The sequence below is a fragment of the Candidatus Persebacteraceae bacterium Df01 genome, from assembly GCA_030386295.1.
GTDB classification, from domain to species: Bacteria; Pseudomonadota; Gammaproteobacteria; order Tethybacterales; family Persebacteraceae; genus Doriopsillibacter; species Doriopsillibacter californiensis.
In genome coordinates this window covers 412,056-432,403 of record JANQAO010000001.1, presented here as the reverse complement: position 1 = coordinate 432,403, position 20,348 = coordinate 412,056, and the positions used below count along the sequence as shown (strand labels likewise).

Annotated in this window: 22 protein-coding genes, 2 tRNA genes and 1 other RNA gene; 9 read left to right on the top strand and 16 right to left on the bottom strand. The window is 48.3% G+C overall.

Annotation, left to right across the window (positions count from 1 at the left end):
• Positions 1–118 precede the first annotated feature (118 nt).
• The 5 genes from rnpB to NQX30_02100 form a co-directional block, all read right to left on the bottom strand.
• Positions 119–468: RNase P RNA component class A (rnpB, locus tag NQX30_02120), an RNA gene on the bottom strand.
• A gap of 165 nt (positions 469–633) precedes the next feature.
• Complete coding sequence (locus tag NQX30_02115; protein ID MDM5147174.1) at positions 634–1,371, bottom strand: type 1 glutamine amidotransferase; 738 nt, start codon at positions 1,369–1,371, stop codon at positions 634–636.
• Between the two features lie 204 nt (positions 1,372–1,575).
• Positions 1,576–2,442 carry a hypothetical protein gene (locus tag NQX30_02110; protein MDM5147173.1) on the bottom strand — a complete coding sequence of 289 codons (867 nt, stop codon included), beginning with the start codon at positions 2,440–2,442 and terminating at the stop codon, positions 1,576–1,578.
• Positions 2,443–2,471: 29 nt separating this feature from the next.
• Positions 2,472–3,404 carry a tRNA dihydrouridine(20/20a) synthase DusA gene (dusA, locus tag NQX30_02105; protein MDM5147172.1) on the bottom strand — a complete coding sequence of 311 codons (933 nt, stop codon included), beginning with the start codon at positions 3,402–3,404 and terminating at the stop codon, positions 2,472–2,474.
• A gap of 6 nt (positions 3,405–3,410) precedes the next feature.
• On the bottom strand, positions 3,411–4,487 hold the full coding sequence (locus NQX30_02100; GenBank protein MDM5147171.1) for a 3-deoxy-7-phosphoheptulonate synthase: 1,077 nt from the start codon (positions 4,485–4,487) through the stop codon (positions 3,411–3,413).
• 227 nt (positions 4,488–4,714) lie between these two features.
• Between NQX30_02100 and NQX30_02095 the strand changes: the two genes are divergently transcribed.
• From NQX30_02095 to NQX30_02060, 8 genes are all read left to right on the top strand, one after another.
• Positions 4,715–5,692 (top strand): phosphate acyltransferase, encoded by a 978-nt coding sequence (locus NQX30_02095; GenBank protein ID MDM5147170.1) that lies wholly within the window; start codon positions 4,715–4,717, stop codon positions 5,690–5,692.
• A gap of 175 nt (positions 5,693–5,867) precedes the next feature.
• Positions 5,868–7,205, top strand: coding sequence for a hypothetical protein (locus NQX30_02090; protein ID MDM5147169.1), 1,338 nt, complete (start codon positions 5,868–5,870; stop codon positions 7,203–7,205).
• Positions 7,206–7,245: 40 nt separating this feature from the next.
• Positions 7,246–7,983 carry a triose-phosphate isomerase gene (gene tpiA, locus NQX30_02085; GenBank protein MDM5147168.1) on the top strand — a complete coding sequence of 246 codons (738 nt, stop codon included), beginning with the start codon at positions 7,246–7,248 and terminating at the stop codon, positions 7,981–7,983.
• A gap of 4 nt (positions 7,984–7,987) precedes the next feature.
• Positions 7,988–8,329: a preprotein translocase subunit SecG gene (secG, locus tag NQX30_02080; protein MDM5147167.1), complete on the top strand. Its 342-nt coding sequence runs from the start codon at positions 7,988–7,990 to the stop codon at positions 8,327–8,329.
• A 9-nt stretch (positions 8,330–8,338) separates the two neighbouring features.
• Positions 8,339–8,425, top strand: a tRNA-Leu gene (locus NQX30_02075).
• 35 nt (positions 8,426–8,460) lie between these two features.
• Positions 8,461–8,826, top strand: coding sequence for an NADH-quinone oxidoreductase subunit A (locus NQX30_02070; GenBank protein ID MDM5147166.1), 366 nt, complete (start codon positions 8,461–8,463; stop codon positions 8,824–8,826).
• Positions 8,796–9,356: an NADH-quinone oxidoreductase subunit B gene (locus tag NQX30_02065; protein ID MDM5147165.1), complete on the top strand. Its 561-nt coding sequence runs from the start codon at positions 8,796–8,798 to the stop codon at positions 9,354–9,356. The genes NQX30_02070 and NQX30_02065 overlap by 31 nt, the downstream gene beginning before the upstream one ends.
• Positions 9,357–9,371: 15 nt before the next feature.
• Positions 9,372–11,804, top strand: a complete 2,433-nt coding sequence (locus tag NQX30_02060) for a DUF2723 domain-containing protein (GenBank protein ID MDM5147164.1) — start codon at positions 9,372–9,374, stop codon at positions 11,802–11,804.
• Between the two features lie 3 nt (positions 11,805–11,807).
• Here the strand turns inward: NQX30_02060 and NQX30_02055 are convergent, their stop codons facing one another.
• Genes NQX30_02055 through ispH form a run of 10 tightly spaced genes read right to left on the bottom strand, consistent with a single transcriptional unit; the run spans position 11,808 to position 19,419 of the window.
• Positions 11,808–12,236: a 23S rRNA (pseudouridine(1915)-N(3))-methyltransferase RlmH gene (locus tag NQX30_02055; protein MDM5147163.1), complete on the bottom strand. Its 429-nt coding sequence runs from the start codon at positions 12,234–12,236 to the stop codon at positions 11,808–11,810.
• 5 nt (positions 12,237–12,241) lie between these two features.
• Positions 12,242–12,583 carry a ribosome silencing factor gene (gene rsfS / locus NQX30_02050; GenBank protein MDM5147162.1) on the bottom strand — a complete coding sequence of 114 codons (342 nt, stop codon included), beginning with the start codon at positions 12,581–12,583 and terminating at the stop codon, positions 12,242–12,244.
• Positions 12,573–13,196: a nicotinate (nicotinamide) nucleotide adenylyltransferase gene (nadD, locus tag NQX30_02045; GenBank protein ID MDM5147161.1), complete on the bottom strand. Its 624-nt coding sequence runs from the start codon at positions 13,194–13,196 to the stop codon at positions 12,573–12,575. The genes rsfS and nadD overlap by 11 nt, the downstream gene beginning before the upstream one ends.
• Positions 13,189–14,322 carry a hypothetical protein gene (locus tag NQX30_02040; GenBank protein ID MDM5147160.1) on the bottom strand — a complete coding sequence of 378 codons (1,134 nt, stop codon included), beginning with the start codon at positions 14,320–14,322 and terminating at the stop codon, positions 13,189–13,191. The genes nadD and NQX30_02040 overlap by 8 nt, the downstream gene beginning before the upstream one ends.
• Before the next feature lie 28 nt (positions 14,323–14,350).
• The gene (locus NQX30_02035) at positions 14,351–14,641 is read right to left on the bottom strand and encodes an integration host factor subunit beta (GenBank protein ID MDM5147159.1); all 291 of its coding nucleotides are present in this window, start codon (positions 14,639–14,641) and stop codon (positions 14,351–14,353) included.
• The gene (locus NQX30_02030) at positions 14,638–16,359 is read right to left on the bottom strand and encodes a 30S ribosomal protein S1 (protein MDM5147158.1); all 1,722 of its coding nucleotides are present in this window, start codon (positions 16,357–16,359) and stop codon (positions 14,638–14,640) included. Before NQX30_02030 ends, NQX30_02035 begins: the two co-directional genes overlap by 4 nt.
• Before the next feature lie 7 nt (positions 16,360–16,366).
• A complete protein-coding gene (gene cmk / locus NQX30_02025; protein ID MDM5147157.1) occupies positions 16,367–17,050 on the bottom strand; it encodes a (d)CMP kinase in 684 nt (227 codons plus the stop codon).
• Positions 17,038–17,421 (bottom strand): diacylglycerol kinase, encoded by a 384-nt coding sequence (locus tag NQX30_02020; protein MDM5147156.1) that lies wholly within the window; start codon positions 17,419–17,421, stop codon positions 17,038–17,040. Before NQX30_02020 ends, cmk begins: the two co-directional genes overlap by 13 nt.
• Positions 17,384–18,466, bottom strand: coding sequence for an FAD-dependent oxidoreductase (locus tag NQX30_02015; protein ID MDM5147155.1), 1,083 nt, complete (start codon positions 18,464–18,466; stop codon positions 17,384–17,386). The genes NQX30_02020 and NQX30_02015 overlap by 38 nt, the downstream gene beginning before the upstream one ends.
• Entirely contained in the window at positions 18,463–19,419 is a 957-nt protein-coding gene (ispH, locus tag NQX30_02010) for a 4-hydroxy-3-methylbut-2-enyl diphosphate reductase (protein MDM5147154.1), read from the bottom strand. Before ispH ends, NQX30_02015 begins: the two co-directional genes overlap by 4 nt.
• Before the next feature lie 90 nt (positions 19,420–19,509).
• Between ispH and NQX30_02005 the strand changes: the two genes are divergently transcribed.
• Positions 19,510–19,585: transfer RNA gene (locus tag NQX30_02005), tRNA-Asn, on the top strand.
• On the opposite strand, the gene NQX30_02000 is transcribed toward NQX30_02005, so the two are convergent.
• Entirely contained in the window at positions 19,571–20,344 is a 774-nt protein-coding gene (locus NQX30_02000) for an RNA methyltransferase (GenBank protein ID MDM5147153.1), read from the bottom strand. The genes NQX30_02005 and NQX30_02000 overlap by 15 nt on opposite strands.
• Between the last annotated feature and the right edge of the window lie 4 nt (positions 20,345–20,348).

Genomic DNA, 20,348 nt, shown 5'->3' with positions numbered 1-20,348 from the left:
TTTTAGAATTAACCCGCAAGAGTAAAAAACCAATCTCAACGGAAAAAGTCTATCCCAATTTATTACCATGAAAAAAATTGAATTTCTTTCAGCTGTTCATTAAATTTAACGATAACAAGTGGCGAGAAAGTCTATAAGCCGGATTCTGTCAAGAACGACCATTTATCTGGGAGTACCGTTACCGACACCCTCTTGCGGCCTACCCGAAACGACGCGAGCCGCGCCATAGTTCCTGTTTGGCCTTGCTCCAAATGGGGTTTACCCTGCCACGGGCGTTACCGCTCGTGCGGTGCGCTCTTACCGCACCATTTCACCCTTGCCGCCGCCTTTTCAGACGATGGCGGTTTGTTTTCTGTGGCACTTTCCGTCGCCTCACGGCGCCCGGGCGTTACCCGGCATTTTGCTCTGCGGAGTCCGGACTTTCCTCCCGCGGAAAAAATAACCGCAGGCGGTCGTTTAACTCACTCGCCACAAACATTATAACTGCCGTCGGCAACGGAAAAGAATCACGAAATTGTTTTTATCACACACCGTCACATCAAAACTATCACGCGAGCGTGCATTTAAATTAACCAATTCAGTAATAATTACGGCTCTCTACAATTTACCAAACTGTATTTCTGTAAATAAAAATTACTGGTTGTTAATTTTTCGTGCTAATTGAATAAATCCATCATACAGTAGCGACGCATGGAAGTTCATTTCTCGCATGTTAGTGGTGGCAAGATTGTCAATTTCTGTCAGTGCATTTACGCCGAGTTCTTTTTCTAGCGCACTTTTATATTCTGGTATAGCACCCCAACTGCGCACAGTATCAGCACGAATTTCTACATGAAACTGCACACCATATGCGTGCGACCGATAGCGGAATGCTTGATATTTTGTATTCGATGAAGAAGCAAGTAACGTAACATGCGGATGGTTTTCCAGATTAGAAATTTCATATGAATGCCACTGCAAAGCCTTGACAGATTTGGGGAAAGTGCTAAACAATTTATCTTGCTTAGCTTCGGTGGAAAGATGCACGTCCAACACGCCGATTTCGGGCAGAGTAGAGCGCACGATATCTCCACCCACTGCCTCGCCCAATAACTGACAACCCAGACAAACACCCAAGAAAGGCTTTTGCTGCTCAACAACAAATTCACGTATACGTTGTTTTTCATCTATTAACCATGGATATTCTGCTTCCATCCAAGTATCCATAGGACCGCCCATACATATCATGCCGTCATATGAGTCCAGATGATTAGGTATTTTTTCACCTTCATCCAACTCAACAACGTGCATACGATGATCATCGCGAATCATTAAATCTTTAAGATACCCAAGATCTTCTAACCGTAAGTGTTGTAAAATTAAAAAATTCATCGTTTAATTAATAATCCAAATTTAATTATTCAATCTGTATTTTTATCTGCGTAGATTATAGGTGGTTAATGTCAACGAATCAAATTCTATTTAATCATCAACCGGCTTGTATATTTGTGTAGGCATCGATAAAAATATTCCGCAGGAACGCGTTTGAAAAGTCATTATTCGCACTGTGGAAAATAAAAAAACGCTAATCGCCGTTCATACAAACGCTACAACAATCGCAGCAATAGCGCAAATGCTCATAGCGATAATTTCTAATGGGCGCAGCTTTTCTCGAAAAACAGTGCGCCCCAACACATAAGCTAATGGTAATTCTACCTGTGCCAGCGTTTTCACATAAGCTGGATTCGTAAGCGCAAAAGCCGTCGCCCAACCAATACTACCCAAAAAACCGCTTACTCCGACCGCCAGCGCATGCCCTCTTGCCTGCCACAAACGACGAAACGGCGCACCCGAACGAAAGCACAAAACAATCCCCAACAATAAGGTTTGTAACAACAACATGACTGCTAGCGTCATCGCCGCCGCCGCCAATGGGTCAGCATCACCCAAAGCAAAAATCGCTTGGCGAACGAAAAGCCCTGTAAGCGCAAAAGCCGTTCCGGAGCAAATGCCTATTGCCGCTGTTTGCCAACTGCCACCACGCGGTAACATGAGCGCAATGCCGATACCGCCCAGCGCAACACCGTACATTCCCAACAAAGATAAATCTTCACCGAAAAAAAGCGAGCCCAAAAGTGCAACTTGCACTGCTTCAGTTTTAGAAAACGCCGTGCAAACGGCAAATTCACGCCTCGAAAACAGCGCCACCAACATGATAGTAGCAATAATTTGTAATACTCCAGCAATCGCTGCCGCAGTAAAAAACTGACTATTGACAACGGGTAATGCTAATCCCGATGCTACAAGTAAGACGAGATACAATGGCGCCAGCGGTAGAGCAAAACCGAATCGCGCCCATGTAACCGCGTAATCGTCCATGTCGGTTTTGAGCGCTTTTTGCCAGCCAGTGCGGACAGTTTGCATGGCAGCGGCAAACAACGTGATGGGAACCCATAATTCCATGGCGATTATTTTTTATCTGACAGATTTGTCTACTCTTCGCACAACGCCCGCAATGCCGCCGCTTGTGGTAATGCCAGTCGCCGTCGATAGTACTTATTGTTGGGCTCACCATGAAATAGCCCAGCCAACGCCGACACATATTGCGACCACGTGCGCGGCGGCGACTGTGCCGCTTTTTCCAACATATAACGCAATGCAGCACAACGCTCCGGTGGCGTGATACCAAAGATATTTCGCGCCACCGCTGCCAACATATACGGGCTCCGAACCACGGCGCGGCCCAACATGACGCCGTCCATTTTTATTAAATGTCGTAAAGCTTCTTCCACCGTGTTAATACCGCCGTTAATAATAATTGACTTGTCACCAATGGACTCTTTGAGTCGATACGCCCGCGCATAATCTAGCGGCGGCACTGTGCGGTTTTGCGCTGGATTTAATCCATCTAGCCAGGCACGTCGGGCGTGCACCACCAGTGCTCGTGCACCAGCAGCAAACACCCGACGACAAAAGTCATCCAATGCCGTTTCCGCATCCATATCGTCTACCGCCAAACGGCATTTGACGGTTACCGGGACTTGCACCGCTGCCGCCATTGCCTCCACACATCTCGCCATTAATTCTGGCGTTTTCATCAAACTTGCGCCAAAGTGCCCACACCGTACCCGCGGACTGGGACAACCACAATTAAAATTAATTTCCGCCGCGCCCATGGCTTCTGCAATACGCGCCGCTTCCGCAAGTCGATCCGGAGAAGCCCCACCCAATTGCACCACTACCGGTTGCTGTTCTGCCGGCAATTTTAATAATTGTTCACGCCGACCGTAGATAACAGCTTCCGCCGTTAACATTTCGGTGTATAGCAATGCTGGCGGACACAAAAAACGCCATAATTGGCGTGCTGGAAAATGAGAATACCGCATCATCGGTGCAACGGAGAAACGGTGAGCGACAGCAAGCACAGGTGCTTACTCTTGAACTCGCAAATTACGCTGCCTCTGGCCAACAGCGTCGGCTAGCTGACGCAACATGTCCACCGTCACATCCCAGCCTACACAAGCGTCAGTTACACTTTGACCGTACACCAACTCCTGACCTTGGACAATTTCTTGATTACCTTCCACCAAATTACTTTCAATCATTGCACCAATAATGCGCATGTCGCCGGCATTCATCTGCCGAGCGATGTCAGCGACAACTTCCGGCTGGCGACGAAAATTTTTACCACTGTTGGCGTGAGAACAATCCACCATCACTCGTGCCGGCAGACCTGATTTAGACAGCAATGTTGACGCCTGCTCAATGTGTTCGCTGTCATGATTTGGCTGCCCGTTGCCGCCTCGCAAAATAATATGACAGTGCTTATTACCTTTAGTTGTAGAAATAGCCATTTGTCCTTCTTTGGTCACCGATAAAAAATGGTGAGGTCGGCTAGCAGAACGCACGGCATCAGCGGCAATTTGCATGTTACCGCCAGTGCCATTTTTAAACCCGACAGGACATGATAACCCAGATGCTAACTCGCGGTGACACTGGCTTTCGGTAGTGCGCGCGCCAATCGCACCCCAACTAATGATATCAGCGTAATACTGGGGAGAAATAACATCTAAAAATTCGGTGGCACAGGGCAGATGCATGCGATTTAATTGCAATAAAATATCGCGTGCCAAATGCAACCCTTCATTGATAGCATAAGTACCATTTAGGTGAGGGTCGTTGATTAATCCTTTCCAGCCGATGGTAGTACGCGGCTTTTCAAAATATACCCGCATTATCACCACCAATCGGCGCGACAATTCTGTCGCTAATTCAGCAAGACGAGCTCCGTATTCCAGCGCTACCTCGCGATTGTGAATGGAACACGGTCCAACAATCACAAGTAGTCGATCGTCGCCACCATGAATAATACGTTCCACCGCTTGGCGCGATTGCATAATATGAGCAGCAGTGTCATCATCTACTGGTTGCTTATCTAGCAGCGCACGCGGCGTTACCAACTTTCGCGTGTCGGTAATGCGAATATCGTCTATTTCTGGGTGACTCATCATGCCTCCTGTGCAAAAAATCAATTTTACTCGCTTTGCGGCGGCAATACGGAAAATCCAAAAGGAATACAAACGCAAAATAATATTTATCCGAATCAGCATAGCAAATAAAAATTAATTATTAGAAAATACAAATTACATTCTCTGTGTTGTAAAAACAAAAAATTTTTAGATTAGCAAATTAATAAATTCTTATCCCTTTAAAATTTTGGTATTACAATCACCGTATGACAACAAACTCAAACAATTTTGCAGATTTTTTGATTGCAGCAGCCAAACAAAAAAGGCGGCGCATTGTATTACCTGAGAGTGGCGATTCTCGCGTGCTTGCGGCAGCGGCAAAAGCGCAATTGACAGGTATTGCCGACTGTATATTGCTAGGAGAGACAGCAACCGTATGCCGCCACGCAGATGAGGCGGGAATTGACCTGCCAACAAGTGTCGCCGTTGAAACACCCAATATTGATCAATTGGCGCCATTGTTAGCAAAATGGCGGGCGCACAAAGGACTAACGGAGGAGGCAGCAAGAGTTTGGTTACAAACAGACGCTACCGCCGCCGCCGCCGCTATGGTACGAGCACAGGAGGCCGACGGCATGGTCGCAGGAGCAGCAACCACGTCAGCAGCAGTGCTCAGACCAGTGTTACAAATTATCGGTCCTGCCAAAGATGCTGATTTAGTGTCTTCTTGCTTTCTGATGTGTTTACCGCAAGGCATTAAGATATTTGCAGATTGTGCGCTCAATGTTCGTCCGACCGCAGCACAACTAAGCAGTATTGCCGTGCAAAGCGCGCAAACCGCCGTACATTTTGGTGTTTCACCTGTGGTGGCTTTACTAAGTTATGCCACCGGTGATAGTGCCACAAGCGATGAAGTGGCACGCGTGAGCGAAGCGACCACACTGACGCAAGCACTGCTACCCGATATTCCTGTGGCAGGACCCATTCAGTATGATGCAGCAGTGTCGCCTATAATCGCCTCACAAAAAGCTCCACAATGGAAAGCGGCGGGGAAGGCGACGGTGCTGGTTTTTCCTGACGTAGCTTCTGGCAACATTACCTACAAAGCAGTGCAGCAAACAGCAAAAATTGTCGCCATTGGTCCGCTCATGCAAGGACTAGCGGCACCGGCCAACGACCTATCTCGCGGCGCCACAGTAAATGACATTTGTTACACTATTGCTGCAACGGCGGCGCAGGGATAACCCAATTCATTGCTCAACGAAAAACAACCTGTTTGACTGCGAGAAAGTCATATACAATGATCTTTGCATAATAATACGTAAAGTTAAAAAAGGCATTTTTGCAGATAGTTAGCTATCAAGAAATGCCATAGGAGGTCAAACACGTTGATGATAAAAATATAATAATGGAAATTTTGTGGATAAATTTTTGATTGTAGGTGGCGGTGGCCGAGAGGCCGCTTTTGCACGACAGCTAGCCAAAGACAGTATGGTATACGCTGTGATGGCACACAACAACCCAACGATTGTGGACTGTGCTCAACAAACTGGCGGCGCAGTTTGTTTGGGGAATATTAATGACGGTGAATTGGTGGCAGACTTTGCTGCCGCACAAGCCATTGACTATGTATTTGTCAATGCTGACAATCCGCTTCAAGCCGGCGTGGTTGACACACTACTGGCGGCGGGAATCAGTACCGCCGGCCCCACTCGCGAAGGCGCACGCATTGAATGGGACAAAATTTATGCCATGGAAATTATGGCGCGTTTATTTCCCGAAGTAACGCCATTTTTTAAAATTATCACAACAGCAAGTGATATTGCCGGTGCGCAAAAAAGTTTTGCCGAGGCAGGTAAGGAAATCGTAGTCAAACCGCAGGGATTGACCGGTGGCAAAGGCGTTAAAGTAATGGGTGAGCACTTGTCCGATGAAGCTGCAGCAGCAGATTACACTGCACAATTGCTGGCAACCGGGAACAAAGTGCTGTGGGTAGAAAAATTGCGCGGAGTTGAATTTACCATAATGGGGTTGACCGACGGTAACACTGTAATTGCGGCACCGGCAACTTATGATTACCCCTATCGCTACGCAGGAAACATCGGTGCTGGTACCGGTGGTATGGGTTGCTTTTCCGCTGCCGACGGGTGTCTCCCTTTTTTGTCTCCCACCAACGCGAAAGCCTGTGAAACCATGATGCGCTCTGTTGTTGCCGATATGAGAGCGTACGATTTGCACTTTAATGGCGTAATCAACGGCGGTTTTTTTCTGACCGCAGACGGTATTAAGTTTATGGAATTTAACGCTCGTTTTGGCGACCCTGAGTGCATTAACGTACTGTCATTACTGGAATCTTCATTTACCGATATTATCCGAGCCTTTGCCGACGGCACACTAGCAACAACGAGGATAAATTTTGCTCCACAAGCCAGCGTAGTGAAATATTTAGTTTCTCCCTCTTACCCAGAAAAAGGCGATCCAGTAACATTTACCTTACCAGTAGCACAGTTAGAAGCGCACGGCTTGTCAGTGTTATTTTCGGCGGCGGTAAAAACAGGAGAAACCGCCTATCAAACCGTTTCTTCATCGCGCGTGGCGGCAGTAAGCGCAATGGCTGCCGATATTGCCACTGCCGCCGCGAAAATCAATGACAATCTGGAAACGTATTTTGACGGCACCTTGGACTATCGCATTGATATTGGAACAGCAGAAGATTTAGCAGCGCTAACACGTCAAGTTACGAACTTGCAACTCTAATGCTGATTTTTCCACCTCATTGGCTCACCCAATAACGATTATGCAAGCACTTTTTTTTGCTAATTGGAAAATGCACGGTGATACCGCTTTTGTCAATGAATGGACAGCAAAATTTGTTCCACCACCAAACTGCCAAATTGTGGTTTGCCCACCGTTACCTTATCTCGCCACTGTACGGGCTGCCTTGCCGACAATGGTAGCGATAGGAGCGCAAAACGTCGCCCGCTGGATCGATAATGGCACTTATACTGGAGAAGTCTCGGCACGCATGGCTGCCGATTCAGGATGTCGTTATGCGCTGATTGGTCACTCCGAACGGCGAGTACTGCTGCATGAAACGGATAAAGATTGCGCTGCCAAAATTGCTGCCACCGTTACCGCCGGGATGTGCCCAGTGTTGTGCGTGGGAGAAAGCATCGAAGAACGAGCTGCCGGCAAGACAGATGACGTTATTCATCGGCAACTGCAAGCGCTGTCGGCATCAGGAGTGAAATTAACCGAAGCAGTGATAGCCTATGAACCGGTGTGGGCGATTGGGAGCGGTAATACACCCACAGTTGATGAAATTGCACGAGTGCGGCGACATCTTCGCCAGTGGTTAATTACTGAAAATCCCACGATTGGAGATAAAATACCACTTCTGTACGGTGGTAGCGTTTCGCTCAGTAACGTCGACATGTTAGGACAATCCGACATGAATGGCGGTTTAGTGGGTGGTGCGTCTTTACAACCGACGCTGTTTTCCGATATTTGCGCCCACAGCGGCATTAATAGATAAATCAATGAAAATATTTTTGTTATCAATTACTATTGTTTCTTCCTTACTCATGGTGGGCGTTATCCTTTTACAACAAGGCAAAGGCGTAGGCATGGGTGCCTCGTTTGGACGTGGTGCACAAGGCGGTCTGTACGACACTGCCAGTAAAGCCAATTTTCTTACTCGCACCACTTCCGCACTAGCTACCTTATTTTTGTTGTCATCGCTTGCACTAAGTTTTTATTTGGGCGAAAGCGGCAAAGGAGTACTGGAAGAGTTGCAATCCGGACAGCCAGCAATTGAAGTGCCGGAAGCGGTTGAGGAGCTAACCCCAAAAGAACCCGTAGCACCGGTGGCGCCAGAATAATGACAATATGCCGATGTGGTGAAATTGGTAGACACGCTGTCTTGAGGGGGCAGTGGAGGTTACTCCGTGCCAGTTCGAGTCTGGCCATCGGCACCAACGGCAAATGTTCGCCGTGCGGAAGTGTGTAATTAATCATGTTGGAGGAATATTTTCCTATTCTTGTTTTTCTCGGTGTTGCCCTTGTTATCGGCGTGGCACCGATTATGCTCGGCATGTTGTTGGGGCCGCGACGGGCAAATGCGCAAAAAAATGCACCTTACGAATGTGGTTTTGAACCTTTTGAAGATGCGCGAATGAAATTTGACGTGCGCTATTATCTCATCGCTATTTTGTTTATTTTGTTTGATTTAGAAGTTTTATTTCTTTTGCCGTGGGCCATAGAACTCAAAAGCGGCACGTTGGGTGCGCTAGGTTTTTGGGGAATGATGCTGTTTCTTACTGTATTGATTATTGGCTTTGTATACGAATGGAGAAAAGGCGCACTGGAATGGGAGTAACCACGTTGAGTCCAGAAGACACATTGTCGCCTTCAGCACGACCGCCAGCAGATGTCGGCGCGTTACTTTCAGAGCGCGGGCATTTCACGACCACTGTGGATAGCCTGACTAACTGGGCACGCACCGGTTCCATGTGGCCGATGACCTTTGGTCTTGCTTGCTGCTCCATAGAAATGATGCATTCCGCTGCGTCACGTTATGATTTAGATCGTTTTGGCGTTATTTTCCGCCCCAGTCCGCGCCAATCCGATGTCATGATTGTTGCCGGCACATTGTGTAACAAAATGGCCCCTGCACTCAGACGAGTGTATGATCAAATGAGCGAGCCACGCTGGGTGATTTCCATGGGCTCCTGCGCCAACGGCGGTGGTTATTATCATTATTCCTATTCCGTAGTGCGCGGATGTGATCGCATTGTTCCGGTGGATATATATGTGCCGGGATGTCCGCCCACGGCAGAAGCCTTGCTGTTTGGCATTGTGCAATTACAAAAGAAAATTCGCCGTTCCAACACATTTTCCAGAAGCTAAAAACTAATACAAACAGTGAACCGATACCGAAAAAAATCGGCCAAAACCACCACCGCTACCTCCCATCAAAATAACGGTGGCAAGGGTAACAACCATAATAATGGTGACAATAACGTTAGCAAAAATAACAACGGTACCCACAACAAACAAAATAATGACACTGCGCGAGCGGCACCATTTTTGTATTTTCCGCCAGAACGCGTAGGCTTGTGGCCAACGCAATTTGTTGACGCTGCGGTCAAACCTTACCGTTTGGTACCACGCAATTGGCGACAAGAATTACCGCATGCGCTGTTGGTGTTTTTGGCTGTCGCTTTTTTGTACGGCTATACCACGCCACGATTGGTGGCATTAGAAGACGACGGGCTGTTCATCGCAAACATGCATTATTTTGGCGTAGCACATCCGCCTGGCTATCCCATTCACACTTTCTTAGGCGGAATTTTTTACCATTTACTACCGTTTGGCACTCCAGCGTTCAAAGGGCATTTTTTCAGTGGTTTTACCGGTGCTATCGCCTGTTCGGCTATTTACGCCACTATTGCTATGTTAGTTCGAGGTCGTATCTTTGCGTATTTAGGTGGTCTTGCCTACGGCGCATCCGACACTTTTTGGTCTCAGGCTATTATCGCCGAGGTGTACACACTTAACTCCATGTTCTTTTTTATTGTGCTAGCACTGTGTGTACGCTATGCTGGGCATATCGGACGAGCCGGGCGCAACCACAATCGATTGTTTATGGCCATCACTTTTATTTACGGGCTGGGATTAGCAAATCACTATCCGATTCTAGGACTGGGAAGCATTGGCTTAGGCATGATAGTGTTATCGCAACTTCGCAATATCCTACCGCGTGCAGTTAAGGGCCTCTGTTTTTTGATGTTAGGTGCGTTTCCGCCGTATTTGTGGATGGTATGGCGTTCATTAGATCCGTCGCCAGCTAACTTTTACGGTCCCATTGATTTTTTGGGACTGGTTAAAGAAAAATACCCAGATGCCGTAGATTTTGGTTTCTATGCTTTGCGCAAAGGCTATTCCGGCGTAGACAAACAGGCAGGAGTAGGACTTGAAGACAAACTAATTTTTGGTGAGGCGCTAGGCAATGACATGCTGTGGCAATTTACACCAGTGGGATTTATCTTTGTGGTTTTGGGCTTTTACGCAATGGCGCGATCGCGCTACAACTGGCTGTGGTTATCGCTGCTTACCAGTTGGTTTATGAGCAGTGTGCTGTTGGTATTTTTGCTGGATTTCAAAGCTGGCTACATCTGGTTAGCGGCATTTCGCGTTTACCATTTGTTGGCGTTCGGCATCATGGCGATTTGGCTGGCGTTGGGTGCTGCTTGGCTAGTGGACAAACTGCGTTTTTTACCGGAAATTATGCGCCGACAAATGGGATTTTTAATTATTCTAGCGGTTGTTGGCTCCTCGCTCGTTGCACACTGGGATCTCAATAACCGTCACGATTATCGTTGGGCACATGATTTGGCGATGGCAAAAATCAGCAGCGTAGAACCCAACGCAGCGCTATTTTTATTTGATGATTTGGATTTGCCGGTAGGATATATCCACTATGTAGAGGGCGTTCGGTCAGATTTGGAAGTGTACAACGATCAAGGGCTGGTGTACGGCAAACGTCTGTATTCTCCACTCATTCCAAATACCACCCCCAAAAATCGTCCTGACGTCCGCAGCAAGGCAACTATTGTTCAAGAGTTTGCTCGCAAAACAGACCGCCCTATTTACTACCATACGGCTAGGACCAATCTTCATAAAAACGCACAGGTTGGTTCCGACATGACAGGCTTTTTCCGTCGGGTCAATCGCACCGGACCAGCTGACCGGATTATTCTTTCAGATTCGCTACTAAAATGGCTAAATAGCAATGCCGACTTACATGGCAAAATTACCGACCGCTGGACGCGCCAACAGCATTACAGCACGGTAGCACAGCTGGTAAATGCAGTGCAGGTAGCGGCATATAGCGGTTTTAAAATCAATGACATTTGGCAAGAGGTGATTGATCGATCGCTGGACAAAAACGCCTTAGCACGATTAAATTCTAATCAGCAACGGCTGAATTTTGGTCGCATGGACAAGGAAGGTATGGCGCGCGAGCTAGTGTGGCTGGAACGTTTTGACCCCACCCGAGAAGATTTATTAGAACCTAGAATGCGCGGTCTTTTTTATACGCAAAAAGCGCTGATATCTAGAAATTTGGAGACAGTGGACGATGAGGAATATGAGGCAATTTTGCAACAAGGTATAGCGCAACACGATGCCGCCGACAATCCTGCAGTACAGTATCTACTCTCGCACTACCATAAAAAAGAGCAGCACTGCGATTTCATCCATCTAATTGAGCGCTTGTACCCAAATGCCGAAAATATTCCCAAAAATATGCTACGCCCATTGCGTAAAGCACGCAAAGAAGAAGTTTGTGTTTAATTTTTATTTGGGATACGGATGTCCACGCAAGATACAATCGGCACGAAATATTTGCTCCACAAATACCAACCTTGCCACAGTATGAGCAAACGTCAACGGCGATAACGACAAACACGCGTCAGCCCTTTCGCGCACCAATGGCGGCGGTCCTGACACCCCACCCAGCACAAAAAATAACGGACGCACCTCTTGCATGCGAGTTTCCAAAAAAACAGAAAAAGCGTCACTATCACACTGTCTACCGGCAGCGTCCAACAATATCAATTGCGCGTTGTCCGGCAAACGAGACAATACAATCGCTGCTTCTTTGGCAGGGGGTGCTGGTTTAATAGTCTCTGTATGCAGACGAAATATTTTCAGGCGAACCGCATAGTCTGCCTCCAGTCCCGTCAACCAGCCGGGGACACGTGCCGACACGGCTATAAGATGCACAGCTCTCAGGACGCAGTTTCCTCAAATCCCCATAAATTTTCCAAATCGTAAACTGCACGCGCTTCAGCCAACATCACATGCGCCACTACGCTACCCGCATCCACTAAAAGCCAACTGTGATCGCTGGAATCTTCTTTGTGTTGTCTTTTAACGCCCGCGTTCTTGAGAGCACGGCGAAGTCGTTCCGCCAAAGCTGACGCATGGCGCGATGACGATGCAGTGACAACAACAAGCCAGTCAAATAGACCACCTGACTGCCGAGACGCTGGCAGCACCACAATACCTTCACCTTTACCATCTTCCAGTGTTTGTCGCACGAGCGACAAAATGTCGTTTTCAACCTGCATATAACTCCTGTTGTTGAATTTCTGTCAACACGGACAACGGCAGCAAATGCGTTACCGACTGTCTTTTTTTCAATCGCTGTCGGATGTTGGTAGAAGACACTGCTGGAGCACCAGACCGCCAAAAAAACACCCGCCCGCAATTGCCGATAAGTTGTTGTGAGCGAGTGACCACTCGGCAACGCATGCGCACCATTGACCGTGGGCGAACAGCACCATGGCGCGCGGCCACTACTACATTCGTGAGACTTAATATTCGCTGCCAACACCGCCAACGGTGAAACTGCGCGAATGAATCGGCACCTATGATTAACAACGGAGCTCGTCCATGTCGGCGCCGCAATCGTTGTAATGTACGCAACGTCCAATGAACATTGCTACCCGGCGGCTCATCTCGTCCAACAACCACATCGGCAACATTTTGTAATGCCAGTTCACACATTACAACTCTCGCCACCCATGGCGCTCTTGGCTGGGGACGGTGGGGGGGAACACCGTTTGGAATCACGCGCACCGTTTGCACTGGCAACTCCTGCAATGCTTTCCGCGCTAGCCAAATATGACCATAATGCGGGGGGTCAAAAGTTCCTCCCAAAAAAGCCATTTTTTTAACCATGCATCTCTCCAGACTGAAACGACTCCCATGACAGACAATTGTGGCATTGCCAAGCAAAATTACCCGTCTCATAGCCGCAATTTTCACAACGATAACGCCGTTTGAGAGTGACCGCCTGCGTTAACGCTCGCCATAAATCGCGCTCATCGCCAACGGCTTGTTGTTCTTTCTCTCCGCTCCACGCCGCCGCTGCCGCCAAACCTAACCCATGCTTAAGATTGTCGCCTGCCAGATTTGCTTCCATACCACGCGCCGCCATCGCCTGATAAACAGCTTCAAACAGAAGCGACGATGGATAATGCTGCAACCAACGCAACATTTCGTCAATCCCTGCCGTTATTTTTTGTTGCGATTCGTACGCCGCCATAGCGCCTTCCACAGCGCACCACAAATAACGCGAATTTTGCCCTTCTACCGCAGTATAACGAGCCACCGCAGACTCATAATTTTGTTCCGCAACACTCATATCTCCAAGCATGATACCAGCCCGAGCGCAATTGCTATAAGCAACTAGCGCGGCTTCCAACAATTGACGTTTTTCATCAACGACAGTTTTTCGGCTGGCACATTCACACAAAAGATGCGCCCTTGTCGTCCGCCGCATCAACGATGCTTCTTTAGACATGTTATCCAATACGTCAAGCGCTCCCGAATAATCGCACGCACGCTGACGAATTTCTAGCAACATGCCACCAACGCGCTCACGATAATCGTCATCTTTGATCATAGCAGCATGTTTTTCCGCCACATCCAAAAAACCCATTTGAAAATAATCGCCAGCAAGTTCCCATAGCGCTCGCTTTCGGTCAGCAGCGGAAAGGTCCTCACGCTCACATAATTGTTGATGCACTTCTAGCGCCCGCCGGTACTCACCTCGACGCCGCGATAAATCACCAATCGCAAACTGTAATTCGGCAGATTGCGGATCCAGCGGCTGTGCTCGCAAAAAAGCATCTAGTGCGCGTTTTTTTTGGTCACGCAACAAATGCGATAACCCTTTGAGATAGGCGTGCGGCAATTCACGCCCGCTTTTGCGAATATCCCGAATATCCAGACGAGCTGAAAACCAGCCCAGCAAAAACACCAGCGGCAACGCCAACAAAAACCATTCAATTGCAATTGCCATGCCCGCTACTGAGCGCTACACGCTAAGCTCAACCACGCTGATTGGCTTTTGAACGCAACAACCGACCGGCTCTAAAACGGGGGATTTGCCGAGCCGGCACTTCAACCATCTCACCGTTAAGAGGGTTACGTAACAGACGCACGTCAAAATTAGTGAGAAAAAAACTACCGAATTTTCGAATTTCCACTCGCCGACCCTCAATGAGGGCATTCACAATTAGGGAAAAAATTTTTTGCGTCATGTCGCTGACAACTTCAGCCGGTAAATGAGGAAACTTTTTCCGCATAATATCCACAAGAAACTGCTTGTGTGTGCTCATTCGTCGTCATTTGGCGCCTGTTCCGCCTGTCTTTCTGCTTCTTCTTTTGTTTCCAAAATTTTAGCCTGCAACAAAGCACCTAATGTGTTACCCGCCGGTGACCGTTGTTTACGCTCTTGCGTAGCCAGTTCACGCTGGCGACGACCTTTTTCTTTAAGCGACAAAATAGCTTGACGATTGCGCATGTCAGTATCTATGAGTAGAAATTCGCGCTCTTCGCCCTCTTTAATATGGTCACTCATATTTTCCACATGTTGCTCAGCAATTTCACTAATAGGCAAAAAGCCACGCACACCATTTTCTAGATTAACCTGCGCACCTTTTTCGGCAAAAACAGCAATCGTTCCACGCACCATAGCTCCACGCAAATACTCTTCACAAAAAGCGCCAAAACCACCATCCTGCAGTTGTTTAATGCTCAAGCTAATACGCTCACGTTCGGCATCAATTGCCACCACAACCATTTCCACTTCCTGCCCTTTACTGTAATCGCGTACCGCCTCTTCGCCGCTTTTCTCATACGACAATTCTGACATACGCACTAAACCATCAATATCGCCGGACAGTTCAACAAAAAGACCAAATTCACTAATGGAGCGCACTTTACCGTTAACTTTGTCGCCCTTGCGATAAGCCACAGCAAATTCTTGCCACGGATTAGGCTGGCACTGTTTGATCCCCAAAGAAATACGACGGCGTTCTGTATCAATTTCCAACACCATGATTTCCACTTCATCGCCCGCGCTATACAGTTTGGAAGGATTAGGATTTTTGCGCGTCCAACTCATCTCTGAAGTGTGCACCAGCCCCTGAACTCCGTCTTCCACTTCCACAAAGATACCATACTCCAAAACGCGCGTGACTTTACCGAAAGCGCGCGAATTTACTGGATGGGCACGACTGAAAAATTCCCACGGATTAGGTTGCAAATGCTTCATGCCTAACGATACATGATTTTTTTCCTTGTCAATTGCCAGCACCATAACTTCCACCTCATCGCCACGGCTCAAAACTTCGTTAACTGAAGAGGTGTGTTTCCACGAAATATCGGTGATGTGTAACAATCCGTAAATTCCGGGAGAGATTTCTACAAAAGCGCCGTATTCCACGATCGCGCGCACGGTGCCGGTAAACCGGGCACCTTCTTTTATTTCGGCGATAGCATTGCTGTCTTTGACTTCCAGCATAGTTTGCTCAATAACGGCACGACGCGACACTACAATACTGTTGCGTGCAACATGTACCTTGATAGGGCGAAATTCTAAGCGTTGACCCAAAAGGGAGTTAGGGTCTTCCAGTGGAAAAACATCCACCAGCGAACCGGGTAAAAAGGCTCGCAGACTTTCTATCATCACCGAATAACCTCCTTTGATGCGATTAACCACCACGCCTTCCACCACGCCTTCATTTTCCATCGCTTCCATAATCTTCTGCCACGCGTGTTTGCGGCGAGTCTGACGGCGCGATAGTACCGCTTCACCAAGGCCATTTTCTAAAAGCTCAATTTCCACTTCAACTTGGTCGCCGATAGCAACTTCCAATTGCTCATCTTCAAGATAAAATTCTTCAAGAGGGATGTGCGCTTCGGATTTAAGTCCGGCATTAACTACTACATAATTATCGTTAATGTCACGCACATGGGCGAGAAGATCTGTCCCTTCTTCTAAACGACGTTCTTTGGAAACCGCTTCAAACAGCTCGGCAAAAGTTTGACTCATATTATTATTAATCTCCTTGTGGGAAACAAAATGGCGAAAAAGAGCAGCGCGCAATAAAATCTTTTGCCAGCTGGGAAGCTAACTCTTCCGGTGTACACTGTGTGGAGTCAATCCGTAAAGAATCCGCCGCTGCTCGCAAAGGAGATTGTGCGCGACAGGAGTCCTGCTCATCCCGCCGCCTTAAATCTAAAAAAATGTCTTTCATTGTACCATGCATTCCACATTCCTGTAATTGCTGCCAACGTCTACGCGCTCGTTCGTTAATATCGGCGGTTAAAAAAACTTTCAGCACCGCGTCAGGAAACACCACCGTACCCATATCGCGCCCATCTGCCACCAATCCCGGCGGACGCAACTGTGTCCGCTGTAAAGGCAATAATGCTGCACGTACCCCGGCAATAGCTGCCAATTGTGACGCCGCCGCGCCCACCGCTTCATCACCGATATTAGGACTTTGCATCAGTGATGACAGCGTCGCCTCATTTTTCACCAGCGTCCCCGCTAAATACAGCATATCCGCCTCATCATCCAGTGCAAGATTGCTCTGCAGTGCTAGCATGCCAGCAGCACGATAAATTTTTCCAGAATCTAAACAATTAAAGCCCAAATACTGAGCCAATAACCGAGCTACTGTCCCTTTCCCAGAAGCAGCCGGACCATCAATAGTAATAACCGGCACTAATGCGGCCACAACACCACTCCCCACACCACCATTGCGATAAGGATAGACAAAAATACAGCGGCACTACCGCAATCTTTAGCCTTTGCTGCCAGCGGGTGTTTGTTTTGTTGAGCTACCAAATCTACTGCAGCTTCCAAAGCAGTATTGAGCACTTCCACTACCAATACCAGCAGCACGGTGCCTACGAGCAGCGCCCGCTCCACCGAATCGGACGTCAACCAAAACGCCAACGGCAATAACAACACTGCCACTGCCAATTCCTGACGGAAAGCGGGTTCATCGCGCCAAGTAGCCTGCAGCCCACGCCATGAAAAAATTGCTGCCTTTTTTAGGCGCCGCCCGTTAAGAACGTCCATTGCGTATTGAGGATGTCCAATCATTCCGGAAAGCGTAGGCGCCGGGATCCCCTTCACGACGCATTACGGCAAGCAATCGGCGAGCAGCAGCCGGCGCCATAGATATTCCATAACGCGAATGACCCGTATTGAGATAAAAATTGCACAATTTCGGATGGCGGTCAATTACTGGAATATTATCATGTAGCATCGGTCGCAATCCTGACCACGCGTTAATTGGTGGAGTACGCCGAAGTGCTGGAAATAATTCACAGGCTCTTCGATGCAAGGCAGCAATGACAACAGCAGTAGTACGATTATCAAAACCAACATCTTCGCATGTGGAACCAACCAACAAACCGTCGGAACGCGGCGACAGATATAATCCGTCTTCCTCGCGTAATACGGTGCAAAGCAACGGTTTATCCGGCGCATACAGCAGAATTTGTCCACGCATCGGCGTTACCGGTGGCGCAGGCGGCGGGCACAAAGCTTCACTAGCAGCACCGGCACACAACACATAAGCGCTTCCCTGCAATATAGATCCATCCTGCAACCGCACCACTTTTGCTCTATCGCCAGACACTTCTACTTGTTGCACCGCCGGATAAAATGCCACACCATATTGTCGCAACGTATAACGCAAGGCTTTCAATAGTAATCGCGGTTGCAATTGGGCAATGGCAGGTAGCCACTCCCCATAACCGTCAGTAGCTAACAACGGTGCCAGCCAACGTACCGGCACGGCAGTAGAGTAGTTTTCTTTACGCCAAGCAGCCAATCGCTGTGAATTTTTAGACGGCAAAACCAACATGCCAGCACGATTCCAATTGCAATCAATACCACTTAATTTTTGCACTTCGTTAATAATACTAAACAACATTGTCACACTCGTTTTTATGAGTTCTGACACGGCATCAGCATAACCCCACGGCGGTAACGGCGACAAAATCCCACCTGCCGCCCATGATGCTTGAGGAATACCAGCGTCGGCAACGACAATCCGAGCACCGGTTTTATACAGTTCCAGTGCTGTGAGCATGCCCACCAGACCGCCACCAATAATCACATAATCTGCTTGCCCGCTCAATGCCGTTCCACTATTTTTTGTTGCAGCAAAGATTTCGGCGCCATAAAAACAATATTTTCTTCTGCACCACTCATTTCTTGCACAACACAATTGGAAATGGCATGCAGTTTCAACCAGCGCACCAAATCGCGCACCAATGCATCGGGAGCAGAAGCGCCGGCAGTCACGCCCACTACCGCGACATTACACAACCAATCTTCCTGCATTTCGGCAGCATCATTTACCAAATACGCGTGGGTGCCAGCCTGTTGCGCTACCTCGCACAAGCGGTTAGAGTTAGAGCTAGTTTGCGAACCGACAACCAATATCAAATCACAGCGAGCTGCCATTTTTTTGACTGCGTCCTGTCGGTTTTGAGTCGCATAACAAATATCATCCTGTCGCGGCGCGCGAATGTTGGGAAAGCGGGTACGCAAAACAGCTACCAATCGCGCAGTATCATCTACCGACAGCGTAGTTTGAGTTACATATGCCAACCGTTCTGGGTTGCTCACTTGCAACGCTATCGCGTCTTTTTCATCTTCCACCAAATACACTCCATCATCCGCCTGCCCAAGTGTACCTTCCACTTCTGGATGCCCACGGTGGCCAACCATAATGATTTCATAATCGGCAGCACGCAAACGGCTGACTTCACTGTGGACTTTGGTAACCAACGGACAAGTGGCATCATAAATGTATTGTTGGCGAGCGGCAGCAGTACAACGCACCGCTTGTGAAACGCCATGCGCTGAATACACTAACACTGCACCAAACGGTGCTTCGGTCGGAGTTTCCACAAAAATCACGCCACGCTGCTCAAAGTTTTCCACCACATGTCGGTTATGCACGATTTCATGCTTGACATACACGGGTGCTCCATGCTTTTGCAGCACCCGCTCAACAATATCAATGGCGCGCTCTACACCGGCGCAAAAACCGCGCGGTTTGGCAAGCCATATTTGTTTTAACATAGCCGTTATTGTATGCGTGTCCGCCGCCAGCCGCCAAGCGAAAACGACTTACTCCGCTCACCAAGTCTTGTATAATATTAAATAATTTATTCCTCGATAGCTCAGCTGGTAGAGCATGCGGCTGTTAACCGCACTGTCGTAGGTTCGAGTCCTACTCGGGGAACCACCTGTTTGCACCAGTAGCTAGGCAAGCAGCACAAGCGGTGGCCACGTTTAAACAACCCGCCTCTCCTACCACGGTAGGAATACGTGCCAGTAAGTCGCAATTTTCAACAGTCAACCGCCGCAAACCGCTACCTTCATCTCCAAACACCCAACATATTGGCGACGATGAAGTCGGCGTAGCATCTACCAATGATATTTTTGCGTCTTCACAGGCACCCACCACAAACCAGCCAGCTTGTTTAATTTCCGTTAGTGCACGACGCAAATTAGTTACCCGATGCAGCGGCACAAATGCCGCCGCACCACAAGAAGCTTTTGCTGCCGCTGCTGATAATGGCGCACTACGGCGACTCGGCATGACGACGGCAGCAACGGCAAAAGCCCGGCCTACACGCAATACCGCTCCCAAATTGCGCGGATCGGTTACACCGTCCAACACGACTAACGGCGCTTCGGCCCGCCTCAACAACTGTCGCCAATCAGCGACAGGCGGCTCGGCCAAACCGGCAACACCTTGATGTTGAGAATTATCAGATAATCGCACAAGTTCAACGTCGGCAACTTGGCGAATCGGAATCGATTTTTTTTCAGCCTTATAAAGAATCTCTTGTACTCGGCTGTTACTGGTATGCGTTACCAGCAAGTAGCGCAAACGACCCGCTTCCAGCATGGCACTGACGGTTCGTACCCCGCAGACAGTTATACTGCCGGCATTATCAGATGATGCAGCAAATACTGCCTTTTTTGACCGCGCTCGCATAGGC